The 13339-nt window shown below is 32.5% G+C and carries 11 protein-coding genes; 8 read left to right on the forward strand and 3 right to left on the reverse strand.

The annotated features are described in order from the left end of the window. Positions 1 to 337: 337 nt before the first annotated feature. The 3 genes from B6S12_RS11640 to B6S12_RS03615 all read right to left on the reverse strand — a co-directional run bounded on the left by B6S12_RS11640 (position 338) and on the right by B6S12_RS03615 (position 3487). Positions 338 to 1708 carry a methyl-accepting chemotaxis protein gene (locus B6S12_RS11640; RefSeq protein ID WP_111229448.1) on the reverse strand — a complete coding sequence of 457 codons (1371 nt, stop codon included), beginning with the start codon at positions 1706 to 1708 and terminating at the stop codon, positions 338 to 340. Further along, a complete protein-coding gene (locus B6S12_RS03610) occupies positions 1683 to 2189 on the reverse strand; it encodes a PAS domain-containing protein (RefSeq protein ID WP_111229449.1) in 507 nt (168 codons plus the stop codon). Before B6S12_RS03610 ends, B6S12_RS11640 begins: the two co-directional genes overlap by 26 nt. Positions 2190 to 2404: 215 nt before the next feature. Then, on the reverse strand, positions 2405 to 3487 hold the full coding sequence (locus B6S12_RS03615) for an FUSC family protein (RefSeq protein ID WP_111229450.1): 1083 nt from the start codon (positions 3485 to 3487) through the stop codon (positions 2405 to 2407). Positions 3488 to 3862: 375 nt separating this feature from the next. On the opposite strand from B6S12_RS03615, the gene B6S12_RS03620 reads away from it, so the two are divergent. From B6S12_RS03620 to B6S12_RS03655, 8 genes are all read left to right on the forward strand, one after another. Further along, complete coding sequence (locus tag B6S12_RS03620; RefSeq protein WP_111229451.1) at positions 3863 to 5572, forward strand: ABC transporter ATP-binding protein/permease; 1710 nt, start codon at positions 3863 to 3865, stop codon at positions 5570 to 5572. Positions 5573 to 5583: 11 nt separating this feature from the next. After that, positions 5584 to 6516 (forward strand): glycosyltransferase family 2 protein, encoded by a 933-nt coding sequence (locus tag B6S12_RS03625; protein ID WP_111229452.1) that lies wholly within the window; start codon positions 5584 to 5586, stop codon positions 6514 to 6516. Beyond that, positions 6513 to 7628: a glycosyltransferase gene (locus B6S12_RS03630; protein ID WP_111229453.1), complete on the forward strand. Its 1116-nt coding sequence runs from the start codon at positions 6513 to 6515 to the stop codon at positions 7626 to 7628. The genes B6S12_RS03625 and B6S12_RS03630 overlap by 4 nt, the downstream gene beginning before the upstream one ends. Beyond that, a complete protein-coding gene (locus B6S12_RS03635) occupies positions 7625 to 8773 on the forward strand; it encodes a glycosyltransferase (RefSeq protein WP_111229454.1) in 1149 nt (382 codons plus the stop codon). The genes B6S12_RS03630 and B6S12_RS03635 overlap by 4 nt, the downstream gene beginning before the upstream one ends. A 39-nt stretch (positions 8774 to 8812) precedes the next feature. Then, positions 8813 to 9586 carry a HesA/MoeB/ThiF family protein gene (locus tag B6S12_RS03640; RefSeq protein WP_111229455.1) on the forward strand — a complete coding sequence of 258 codons (774 nt, stop codon included), beginning with the start codon at positions 8813 to 8815 and terminating at the stop codon, positions 9584 to 9586. Beyond that, on the forward strand, positions 9586 to 10194 hold the full coding sequence (gene bioD / locus B6S12_RS03645) for a dethiobiotin synthase (RefSeq protein ID WP_111229456.1): 609 nt from the start codon (positions 9586 to 9588) through the stop codon (positions 10192 to 10194). The genes B6S12_RS03640 and bioD overlap by 1 nt, the downstream gene beginning before the upstream one ends. Before the next feature lie 81 nt (positions 10195 to 10275). After that, the gene (locus tag B6S12_RS03650; protein WP_111229457.1) at positions 10276 to 11580 is read left to right on the forward strand and encodes an aminotransferase class V-fold PLP-dependent enzyme; all 1305 of its coding nucleotides are present in this window, start codon (positions 10276 to 10278) and stop codon (positions 11578 to 11580) included. A gap of 67 nt (positions 11581 to 11647) precedes the next feature. Continuing rightward, positions 11648 to 13339: an acetolactate synthase large subunit gene (locus B6S12_RS03655; RefSeq protein ID WP_111229458.1), complete on the forward strand. Its 1692-nt coding sequence runs from the start codon at positions 11648 to 11650 to the stop codon at positions 13337 to 13339.

A 13339-nucleotide genomic window follows, 5' to 3' on the forward strand; every position in this document is an offset into this window, starting at 1 on the left:
ATTGCTGGAAAAGTGGATTCTAAAAATGAAACTTATTTAAGTGGAAATGTAGGGGTTAAGTATAGGTTTTAAAAAGCTAGCTAGAAATTAAAGAAATTTGTTTCTAGCTAGTTTAGAAGTTTTAATAAATTTAATTAAGGAATAAAATAAATATAATCCACAACATAAATAAATTCTCTTATTCCCTAAAAACTAAGAGAATTGATAGAATTAATCTTTTAAAGTGTGGGATTGTTTAACTTTTTGGAGGGGTTTATCCCTCCTATTTTTTACTTTTTAAAATTAGAGATTTACAAGTTTCTAGCACAAAAGCTAAAATTGTATCTTTGCAAAATCTTTATGCAATCACTAGCTGTTTGTAAATTTCTTGACTTCTTGTTTCAAAATCTTGATAGAAACTTTCAAGTTCTCTTAGTTTGTTGATATTTTCCTCTTTAGTTGCAAATTCCACAAATTCTCTAATACTGCTATTTAAACTAAAGACACTATTGCATACCTCATGACTAATTCCATTTTCATCATTCACTTCACAATAATCACTAATTGTGGGTTTTACTCCTGTGATGATTGTGGAATATGCACCCGATTTTTTAAGCACACAATCTAGCTTTAAAAGCATAATATAGGAATTTTTATGAGTTTGCAAAATAGTTTTTAACAAATGCTGTGCTTTTAAATCCATTTGTGAGAAAACAGATTGGAAACTTGTAAGCAAATCATTAGAAGAATGAGAAATTTTATTAATACTCTCCACTAAAGTTGCAATATCATTAATCTCTTGGTTAATGATTTTTGTTGTAGAAGAAATCTCTAGTGCTGTTTTTTGCGCTCTTTCTGCTAGTTTTCTAACCTCATCTGCTACAACTGCAAATCCTCTCCCATGCTCCCCTGCTCTTGCTGCTTCAATAGCAGCATTGAGTGCTAAAAGATTAGTTTGATCGGTGATTTCTTTAATTAAAGCCACAAAAGAATCAATCTCTCCAATACGATTTACAAAACTATCAAAGGCTTCTGAAGTTTGCTCCATCGTTAAAGTTAAATTTGAAAAATTATCTGAAATTGCTTCAATACTTGAAATTCCACTTTTAGATTGACTAGAAATATCTTTAGTATCTTCTTTTACGCCATTCATTGCACCAATTACTACATTAAGATCGCTTGATACTATTTTTAAATCTTCATCTAAACTTCTAGAGCTTCTTTTTGAAATATGATTAACAATCAAACCTTTAGCCCCCAATTTATCAGCTTCTTCCATAGATTTTGTAGCTTGATTGATTAATTTTCCTGCATAAGCAAAAGTCCCTCTTAAACCACCTACTGAAAGCTTTCTTAAATACCTGCCCTCACTTGCAGCATTGATTGTCATATAACTTCCCTTAACAAAAGTTTCTACTTGATCTGCTAAACGATTTAGCGACCAAGCAACCTCTCCAAGTCCGCTTTTATCTTTGATATTTACAATTCTAGCTTCCAAATTCCCTTCTGCCATTTGCTTAATACACTCTGCAATATCTTTGATACACTTATCGCGTCTATTACCTGTTATTAGTCCAATAGCACAAAAAATAATTCCTAAAATAAAAATAGCAAATTCTAATAAAAAATGAATATTTAACGCTTCTGCTACAAACAAAGCAACAAAAGTAATAATAAACCCTATACACATCAAACGGAATGAATTATAAAGATAAAATGTATTCTTCATAGCTTGCTCCTTCTTTTTTTAATAGTTCTTCTAAGAGTGTTTGGCTTTTTGCTATTCCACCTTCTTTTTCTGCACTAACAAGTTGTGAATAGATTTTTTCAATTTTTGAAATTGCTTCTTTTTTGGGCTTTAATCTTACAGAATGATAACCCACCACTTTTCCTTCTCCATTAAAAGAAGGACTAACAAAAGCAATCACCCAATAATAAGCACCCTCTTTAGAAAGATTTTTGACATAGGCCACAATCTCTTTGCCATTTTGGATATGCTCCCAAAGAAGCTTAAACACAATGCGTGGCATATCTGGATGTCGCACGATATTATGAGCTTTTCCTAAAAGCTCTTGCTCTTGATAGCCTGAAAGTTCTATAAAAACATCATTGCAATAAAGTATTTTTCCTTTCAAATCTGTTTTAGACACAATTAATTCACCCTCTGGAACATTCCTTTGTTCACTTGTTGGGATTATTTGTTGTTTCATAACTACTCCTTATCTTTAGCTTTAAAGTATCATAATCAATTTGAGGTTTTTAAGAAAGAGACATTTTATTTTACATGTATCAAGAAAGTATCAAGAATATATAAAGTTTATGTGAATTTCTACAAATCCAAATATGGTTAATGAAATTTTACTTTTTAATACTAAATATTATTTATGATTAAGTATATACTACCTAATTCATACATTAAATTAACTTAATCTTGTCCTATCCATTTAAATACTATTTTTCTTGTTACTTTATTTAAAATACTGCGTAAAGCACCCCAATGCATAAACGCTCCACCAAGCAATCCTATAAGGCTTCCTATCACAATATCTTGCACTCTAGCCCTAATAATAATATCTGGATTGTAGTTCATAAAACTTGTAATTTCTGCCAAGTAAGTAGAATAAGGAGTTAAAAAAATCATAGCAAGTGCATAATTTCTCACCACTAAAAATTCCGCACAAAACATAAGCACCATCATCAAAATTGCAAACACTAAAGGTTCAAAAGTAAAATGCAAAAGAAAATAAGCTAGACTAACTCCAATAATTGTTCCAAAAATCCTTTGGAGTTGTTTTACCCAAATTTGCTTAAAAGTAATTGCAGTCATCACAGCAGCACAAGAGATTCCAACCCAATAGCCACGATCTAGCTCTAAACAACTTTGCAAAAACATAGAAGCTCCTACAAAAAATGCAATAATAATAGGATCTACAACAATTACCCCAAACCCAAATTCTCCCACCTTTGGAATAGGTTTTGTAGGATGTTTAAAAAGATAAATCACACTTAGCGCATAAAGTAAAACCATAATATTTGCAACCATTGTCCCTAAAGCAACAAGCCCAATAGCAAAGGGATATTCTTCAAGAGAAAAAGGAATATAAGTGCCTAAAATCGTAGCAAAAGTAAAAAAGAAAAATCCAGGAGCCCCTATACTAAAATAACGCACCACTTGTGCACTCACTAAAGTTACTAGAAATACAATTAAAGGAATAAAGCTAGGAAAAGCCTGCCCTATTAAGCCTAGAGTAAAACTCACAATAATCCCAAAAGCACACGACATACTTAAAATCATTTTATGATAAATTGGAGTATCTGGCACATACAAAAAAATCATTGCCCCTATCACACTCACAAGCCCATATTGAGGATAGCCAAGTTTTGCAGAAATATAAAGCAAAATCGCAACGCAAAGTCCTGCAAAAAATGGCATTTGCCAAAGCCTATCGCTTTTATTCCAAGTAAAAATCAATTTTATTTCATTTTGCATTTTTTGCACAAAAGACATCTGGCTTCCTTAAGTAAATTTTTTGAGATTTTTTCAAGAATCTTAGCATATAAATTTGTTTTTATTTCTAAGAAAAATAATAATAGATATATAAAAATAACAATAGGCAACAAACAATTCTTAAACTTAATGTAAAATTCAACAAAGCCTAGATACACCAAAACACTACACACCACAAAGAAAATCCACAAAAAGCTAAAAGTGCAAAAAATATAGATTATGGCGTTGGTGCGTTAGGGATTATCACAATTAGAGAAAAATAAATGCATTATTAGTGATTAAGATTGCAACAAGACAAAATACTTATACTTAGCATTTATATTACAAAAATTTAATCAATTTTATTTTATAATGTTAAAAAACTATAGGTTAGCTATGATTTCGCAACTAAAAATAATTTTATCTAAAAAAGATAGGCGTTATGTCTTTTTCTTACTTTTTATGTCTTTAGTGATTTCTTTAATTGAGCTTGTAGGTATAAGTGCAATTGCACCTTTTATTTCCATTGCAAGTGATTTTTCTCTCATTACTTCAAAACCTTATTTTGCATATTTTTATCATCTATTTTCTTTCCAAAATCCTTATGATTTTGTAGTTTTCTTTGGTGTGGCACTTTTGATTTTCTATGCTTTTAGAAGCCTTATTAATCTTTTTTACCAACATCTCTTAGCGCGTTTTACTTTTTTCCGCTATCACTTGATTGTAGGGCGTTTATTTGTAAATTATCTAGGTATGAATTATCAAGATTTTATTACAAAAAATACAAGCCATCTCACTAAAACCATCACCACAGAAGCCCATAATTTTACAATTTTACTCTCTGCTTTTTTATTTATGACTTCTGAAGTTTTTGTAGTTTTATTACTTTATGGAACTTTATTGTTTGTAAATTTTAAAATTACTCTAGGACTTACCTTAATTCTTGGTGTCTTTGGACTTTTGATGAGCAAACTCATCTCAAGACGCATTAAAAGTCAAGGTAAAGAAAGAGAATTTTACCAAAAGGGATTTTTTGAAACACTCACAAGCAGTTTTGGAAATTATAAAATTATCAAACTCCAATGCAATGATGCTGTAATCTTAGAAAAATTCAACAATTCTTCTTATGGTTATTCTTTAGCTAATATCAAAAATCAAACTTTTTTCCACATTCCACGCCTTTTATTAGAAGCACTAGGATTTTGTATGATGATTTTAGTAGTGCTTTATCTTTTTATTAGCCAAAATGGCAATATTAGTGGCTATTTGCCCTTGCTTTCTATGTATGTTTTGGCACTCTACCGCCTTTTGCCCTCCATTAATCGTATTTTAGATTCTTATAATAAAATTCTTTTTAATTTCCGCTCTTTAGAGATTATCTATCAAGATGTGCTATTGCAAACCAAACAACTGGGCGAAGAAAAAATTGACTTTAAAAATGAAATCAAACTTATAGATGTTAGCTTTGCCTACACGCAAGGAAAAGAGATTTTAAAACATTTAAATCTTAATATCAAAAAAGGTTCTAAAGTGGCATTTATAGGAGAATCTGGAAGTGGCAAAAGCACTTTAATTGATTTAATCATTAGCCTTTTAGAACCTAAAAGTGGAAAAATCCAAATTGATGGTGTAGATTTAGAACCCAAAAATCTTAAAAGTTGGCGTAAAAAAATAGGCTATATTCCACAAAATGTGTATCTTTTTGATGGGGATATTGCCCAAAATGTAGCTTTTGGGAGAGAATTTGATGAAGAAAAAATCATCTCTTGTTTAAAACTTGCAAATATCTATGATTTTCTAGCCAAAAAAGAAGGGATTTATACGCAAGTAGGCGATGGAGGTATTGCACTTAGTGGCGGACAAAAACAAAGAGTGGCCATTGCTAGAGCACTCTATGGAGATCCTGAAATTTTAGTTTTAGATGAGGCTACAAGTGCGCTAGATAACCAAACCGAGCAAAAAATTATGGATGAAATCTACCAAATTTCCAAAAATAAAACCTTGCTTATCATAGCCCACCGTCTAAGCACAATTAAAAATTGTGATATTATCTATAAAATCCAAAATGGTTTGCCACAAGCCATTAGCTATGATACGCTAACTTAAAGGAGTAGATTATGGATTTATCTCATTTTGGAAATCTCCCAAAAGTTAGCGTGATTTTAACCACATTTGAGAGAGAATATTTCTTCACAGAAGCCATTGAAAGCATACTAGATCAAGACTATCCTAATCTAGAAATCATCATTAGCGATGATGGCTCTAGCGATAATACCTTTAGCATTGCTAGTGAGTATGCTAATGATTATCCTTTCATCAAAGTTGTGCAAAACTCACGCACCAAAGGTTCAGCAGGCAATCGCAATAACGGATTAGATTATGCAAGTGGGGAATTAGTAATGCTTTTAGATGATGATGATTTGCTTTTTAAAGAAGCCATTTCGCAAATGATGGAAGTATATCTACAAAATAATGGAAAATATGGGATTATCACTGCAAATTGCACTAGAAGTGATGATGGCTCACTTTCTGGAAAAGGCGTTATTGAATCGCGAGAAATTAGCTTTGTTGAAGTGCTTTGTGGAGAGTTAAAAGGAGAGTTTATTACTCTTTTTAGGCGTAATTTACTTGGAAAAAGACGCTTTAATGAAAACTTACAAAGAGGTAATATGGGACTTTTATGGCTAAAACTTCATAAGCAAAGCCCCTGTTTTTATCTCCATCGCCCTTTAAAATTTTATAGAATTCACGCAGAATCTCTTACGCAAAACCTAAAATACAAACCCTTAGAAATGGTAAAAAACTACGAACAAGATATTTTACTTTTTTACAAAGAACGCATTAAATACTGCCCTAAACATCTTGCAGAACTTTGTGCGATCGCTGCACTCCTTTATAGACAAGGAGGAGACTATAAAAGATCTTTTAAAAAAATTATTCAAAGTCTCTTTATCTATCCCAATCTACTTGCCCTTAAAGCCTTAGGTTGCCTTGTGCTTCCTGATTATTTCTTGCCTCACTTAAATATCAAGCAAAGAGTAGAAAAATGAGTAATTTTAGACTTCTTCTATCTATCCGTTCTTTAAATTTTGGTGGAGCAGAGAGACAATGGGTTCTTTTAGCCAAAGAACTTGCCAAAAAAGAAGGAATCACACTACTTCTTTGCACGCTTTATGGAGGAGGCACATTAGAAGATGAAATTAGCGGTATCCCTCATATTTGTATCCACAAAAAAGGCAAGGGGGATTTTTTATTTTTAATGCGTTATAGAAAAGTGATTAAAGATTTTAAACCTGATTGCATTTATTCTTTTATGCCTGATATGAATCTTTTTAGTCTTTTTGCAAGTTTTGGATTAAAAACTAAGCGTGTATGGGGTTTTAGAACAAGTGGGATTAATCTTGCAACACTTAGCTTTTTTTCTAAAATCTATTTTTATACACAAAAATTTTTTAGCTCCTATGCTGATAATATTATTTGCAATTCTAAAGATGCTATTAGTTTTTACACACAGCATTCTTATACAATGACAAAAGCAAAAGTAGTTTATAATGGCATAGATACAAAAAGATTCTGCCCCAAAAACACAAAAGAACTTAAAACCTCCCTCAAAATCCCAAGCAACGCCTTTGTCTTTGGAATTTGTGCTAGAATGAATGTAGCCAAAGATTATCCTTTGTTTTGCAAAGGAGCAAGAGAGATTTTAGAGCAAAATACAGATGTTTTTTTTATCTCTTTAGGAAAAAAGGATACGAAAATTCTAAAAACTTGTTTGGAAATTTTAGGAGATTTTCAAGAAAGATTTTTATTTTTAGATACGATTAAAAATGTAGAGGATTATTTGCCACTTTTTGATTGCATTGTATCCACTTCCATAAATGAAGGATTTTCAAACTCCATAGCAGAAGCAATGAGTGCTGGAGCTTTGCCTATTATTTCACGCGTGGGTGAGAGCGAAATGATTGCAGATTTTAACCAACCCTACTCTTTTAGCTTTGAAAAGCAAGATTTACAAGGCTTTATAAACTGCCTAAACTCTCTTTTACAACTAAAAGACACACCAACCTTACAAACCCTAAAACAACACGCACGCACACATATTATAGATAATTTTTCTATTCCCAAAATGGTAGAAAATACTTTGGAGATTTTAAAAAAATGAAACTTACAATCTTACTCTATTCTTTAGGTGCAGGTGGGGCTGAACGCATTACTTCTTTGCTTTTAGAAGAGCTTTGCAAAGAATATGAGATTACTTTGGTGCTTTTAGAAGATATTTTACACTACCCTCTTCCTAAAGAAGTTAAAAAAATCATTTTAGGTAAAAACAAAATGCAAGAAAATGGCATTAAAAAACTTCTTAAAATCCCATTCTTAGCTTATAAATATTCCAAAATCCTTAAAGATTCCACCCATTCACTCTCTTTAATGAATCGCCCAAACTATATCAATATTCTTGCTTCATTTTTAGCTAAAAAACCTAAAATCTTCATTAGTGAGCGTTCTTTCCCTAGCGAACAATATGGCTATAAAAATCTAAATTCCAAAATCAATAAATTCTTAATAAAAACCCTCTATCCCTTTGCTTATAAAATTTCTGCAAACTCTCCACAAACTCTGCAAGATTTGCAAGAAAATTTCAAAATCCATGAGAAAAAACTCACTTTCTTGCCCAATCTTTTTAATCTTACAAAAATAGAACAACTCTCCAAAGAAAATACGCAAGAAAAAAACTTAGTTCTCCAAAAAAAGAAAGAAGGAAAATTTATCTTTTTAAACATAGGTAGGCTAGATTGTGGCAAAAACCACGCACTTTTAATTGAAAGTTTCTCAAAACTCAAACAAAAAGACAAAGCCCATCTTTTCATTATCGGAGCAGGAGAACTTAAAAATAAATTAGAAGAACAAATAAGCACCCTAGGTTTAAAAAACCATATCTCACTTTTGGGTGCTTTAAAAAATCCCTATGCACCGCTAAGCTGTGCAGATTGCTTTGTATTTGCCTCAAACCATGAAGGTTTTCCTAATGTTTTAGTGGAATCTTTAGCACTTGGTGTGCCTATTATTACCACAGATTGTGCTCCTAAGATGATTTTAGAATGCAAAGAAGATTTTTTACAAAGCTCTAAAATTAGCAAATGTGGCATTACTGTGCCTTTAGGAGATACTTTACAAATGTATATGGCAATGGATAAAGTTATGCAAGAACCTTTATTTATTCAAGAAAATATAAAAGAAAGTGCTAAAAGATTTAGCTTGCCACATCTTTTGCCACTTTATAAACAATGGCTTGAAATAAACCTTTAAGTATTTCTTGCTACAATTCTTACAAAAAAGGTAAAAATTATGATTTTTTCAACCGAACAATTAGAACGCTATAATAGAAATATCCTTCTAAGTGGCTTTGGAGAAGAAGGACAAGAAAAACTCCATAACGCAAAAGTCTTAGTAATCGGTGCTGGAGGGCTTGGCTCTCCTGTGCTTTACTATCTAGCAGCTGCTGGAGTTGGCACTCTAGGAATTTGTGATGGAGATGTGGTGGATCTTTCTAATTTGCAACGCCAAATTATCCACACTACAAATGATTTAGATAAACTAAAAGTAATCTCTGCTAAAGAAAAACTCTCAGCCCTCAATCCAGATTTAAAAATCTTCACTTATAAAGATAGAATAAATTCTAAAAATATTTTAGAACTTTTAAGTGATTATGATTATGTGATTGAAGCAACAGATATATTTAGCTCAAAATTTCTCATTAATGATGCTTGTGTTTTAGCCAATAAAACTCTTATTCGCGGGAGTGCTTTACATTTTTGCGGACAGCTTATGAGTATCAAGCCAAAAGAGAGTGCTTGTTATGCTTGTTTGTTTGATACTCCACCCACTGGAGAAGTCCCAACAGGAGCAAGTGTGGGAATCTTAGGAGCCGTTGCAGGACTTTTTGGAACATTACAAGCCAATGAAGCTATTAAAATCATCACAGGAGTTGGAACCCCTTTATACAACCAAATTCTAACTTGTGATGTAAGAGAAATGGATTTTAGAAAAATTGCTATCAAACGCAATGAAAATTGTCGCGTTTGCGGTCAAAAAGGCATCACTTCTTTAAAGGATTATTGATGCAAGTTTTTATAGCAGGCTCGCATACTGATGTGGGTAAAACCTCTGTAAGTGCAGCTTTATGCTATGGATTTGAACTAGATTATTTTAAGCTTATCCAAGCAGGCACACCAACAGATAGCCAAAAAATCGCAACCCTTTGTAAAAATACAAAAATCTACCCACAAGGACAATTTTTAAAAACCCCTGCAAGTCCTCATATAGGAATGCTAAAAGAAAATATTAACTATGAGGGCTTAAAAATCCCCTTGCCAAATTCTAATAATCTTTTAGTTGAAAGCGCGGGAGGACTTTTTACCCCACTAGATTTTAAATATTGTATGATTGATTATGCAAAAGAACACAAACTTAGCACAATTTTAGTAGGAGGCTACTATCTTGGTGGGATTAATCATATTCTTTTAAGTATCCATGCTTTAAAAAGCTATGGCATAGAGCTTTTAGCACTCATTATTAGTGGGGAGCAAAATCCTAAAATGGATCAGTTTATCTCCCAATATGCTGGTGTAAAAATCGCCCATTTAAATACCTATCAAGAAGATTTTTACACTAAATCCTTAGAATTGAAAAAGGAACTAGAACATCTTAATATTTCTTTATCTTCATAAATTTTGCATTTGTGAATTTATTAAAGCATTAGTTATGGTAGAATAAGGCAAAATTTCATATTAATTTCCAAAGGGAGTCATTTGAAAAACGAGTTTTTTAGCCCACTCTTACAAGAAAATTTAACCTCCAAGCAAAAAATTAAATTTCTTAGAAAAAATCGTATTTTAGCTAAAAATACAACCTATTTTGACTGGACTGCAAGTGGGCTTGGACTAAAAGTGGTAGAAAAAAGAATTGCCAAGCTTTTACCCTTTTATGCAAATACCCATTCTGATAATTCTCCCCATTCTAAATTAATGAGCGAACTTTATGAGGGTAGTAGAGAAAATTTAAAGCAAATTTTTGGACTTGATGAAAATTATGCACTGATTTCTTGTGGTTTTGGCTCAAGTGCAGCAATTAAAAAATTTCAAGAAATTATGGGAATTTATATCCCCCCAAAAGCTAAACAACATCTAAATATCAAAAAAGACAATTTACCCTTAGTAATCATAGGCCCTTATGAACACCACAGCAATGAGCTAAGCTTTAAAGAGGGATTATGCGAAGTGAAGAGAATCCCGCTTAATTTAGAAGGACTTGTGGATATAGAAACCTTAAAACAAACCCTAGAAGCAAACAAAGGGCGTAAGATTATCGCCTCTTTTTCTTTATGTTCTAATGTGAGCGGTATTTTAGTGCCTTTTTGGGAGATTTCTTATTGGATAAGAAAATATGGAGGAATTGTATGCTTTGATATGGCAAGCACTTCAAGCTATTTTAATATTCCCTCTTCTTTTTATGATGTAGCTTTTCTTTCCCCCCATAAGCTACTTGGTGGAATTGGTAGTAGTGGAATCTTAATTATTAGAAAAGAACTCATTGATAAAAGCCTCCCACCTACATTTTGTGGTGGAGGAGTGGTAGGCTATGTTTCACGCACCTCACAAATTTATCATTCCAAAGAAGAAATACGCGAAGAAGCAGGAACGCCTGGCATTTTAGAATTTTTGCGTGCTAATTTAGCCTATAGAGTAAAAGAAGAAATTGGAGAGGGGCTTATTTTAGAAAAAAAATCAAAATTAGCTAAGCCTCTAAGAGAATTTTTACAAAATGAATCTAAAATTACTCTTTATGGCAATGAAGCACACAATGCATTAGAAATTTTTTCTTTCAATATCAAAAACCACTCTCCTTATGAAATTGCAAAATTTCTAGGAGAAAAAGGAATTTTAGTGCGTGCTGGCTGTGCTTGTGCTGGTCCTTATGGACATGATTTATTAGGTTTAGAAGATAATGCGATTTTTAAAGAAAAACCCGGTTGGATTAGAATAAGTGTGCATTATACACACAAAAAAGAAGAAATTACTCATCTTTGTGATTGTTTGAAGGCTTTTTTAATTTAGCTTTCATTTTGGATAAAGTATTTTGTAGTAGAATACGAAATTTTACAAGTAAAATTGGGGTAAGAATATGCAATTAAATGGTTCTGAAATGGTAATACACGCCTTAAAAAATGAAGGTGTAAAAGTAGTATTTGGTTATCCAGGCGGTGCTGCATTAAATATCTATGATGAGATTTATAAGCAAAATTATTTTACACATATCCTAACAAGACACGAACAAGCAGCAGTCCATGCTGCTGATGGATATGCAAGAGCAAGTGGAGAAGTAGGAGTAGCTATTGTTACAAGCGGACCAGGCTTTACAAACGCAGTTACAGGAATTGCTACTGCTTATATGGATTCTGTTCCTCTTGTAATCATTAGCGGACAAGTGCCTACAAGTCTAATAGGCACAGATGCTTTTCAAGAAATAGATGCGGTTGGGATTTCACGCCCTTGCACAAAACACAACTATTTAGTAAAAAGTATTGAAGAATTGCCTAGAATCTTAAAAGAGGCTTTTTATATTGCAAAAAGTGGCAGACCTGGACCTGTGCATATTGATTTACCCAAAGATATTAGTGCAACCCTTGGAGAGTTTAATTATCCAAGCGAGATTAAATTACAAACTTATAAGCCTACTTACAAAGGCAATGCAAGACAAATCAAAAAAGCAGCCGAAGCTATTAAGGAAGCAAAAAAACCAATTTTATATTTAGGTGGAGGCTGTATTGCTTCAAAAAGTGCAGATCTCATTAAAGAGCTTTGCACTCTTACTCAAATTCCTGCAGTAGAAACACTAATGGCAAGAGGGATTTTGCCTAGTGGCTGTCCAAACTTACTAGGAATGGTGGGAATGCATGGAAGCTATTGTGCAAATATGGCTATGAGCGAAGCTGATTTAATCATTTCTCTTGGTGCTAGATTTGATGATAGAGTTACAGGAAAACTAAGTGAATTTGCAAAATATGCAGAAATTATTCATATTGATATTGATCCTAGCAGTATTTCTAAAATAGTCAATGCTACCTACCCTATTGTAGGTAATGTTAGCGATGTTTTAGAGGAGCTTTTGCCACTTTTAAGAGAATGCTATGATACCAATACTACTGCACTTTGGAGAGAAACACTTGCTCGTTATGATAAGCTTCACCCTCTAAGTTTTAAAGATAGTGATAATATCTTAAAACCTCAATGGGTTTTACAAAAATTGGGTGAAATTTTAGGCAAAAATGCAATCATTAGCACCGATGTAGGACAGCACCAAATGTGGGCAGCACAATTTTATCCTTTTTCTTTTCCTAGACAATTTGTTACAAGCGGTGGGCTTGGGACTATGGGATTTGGACTGCCTGCTGCTATGGGTGCTAAAAAAGCATATCCTGATAAAATATCCATTAACATTAGCGGAGATGGTTCTATTTTAATGAATATTCAAGAACTTATGACTTGTATGGTTTATGATATTCCAGTGATTAATATCATTCTTAATAATAACTATCTTGGAATGGTGCGTCAATGGCAGACTTTTTTCTATGATAAACGCTATTCGCAGACAGATTTGGAGCAACAACCCGATTTTGTAAAGCTAGTAGAATCTTTTGGAGGTTTTGGAAAAGTTTGCCACACAAAAGAGGAATTTATCAATGCACTTCAAGCTGCAATAGAAAGTAAAAAAGTTGCACTTTTAGATGTTAGAATTGATAGAATGGAAAATGTTTTACCTATGGTGCCAACTGGTGGAGCTTTATTTAATATGATGCTAGATTATAAGGAATAA

Source organism: Helicobacter valdiviensis (assembly GCF_003245365.1).
In the GTDB taxonomy this organism is placed as follows: Bacteria; Campylobacterota; Campylobacteria; order Campylobacterales; family Helicobacteraceae; genus Helicobacter_D; species Helicobacter_D valdiviensis.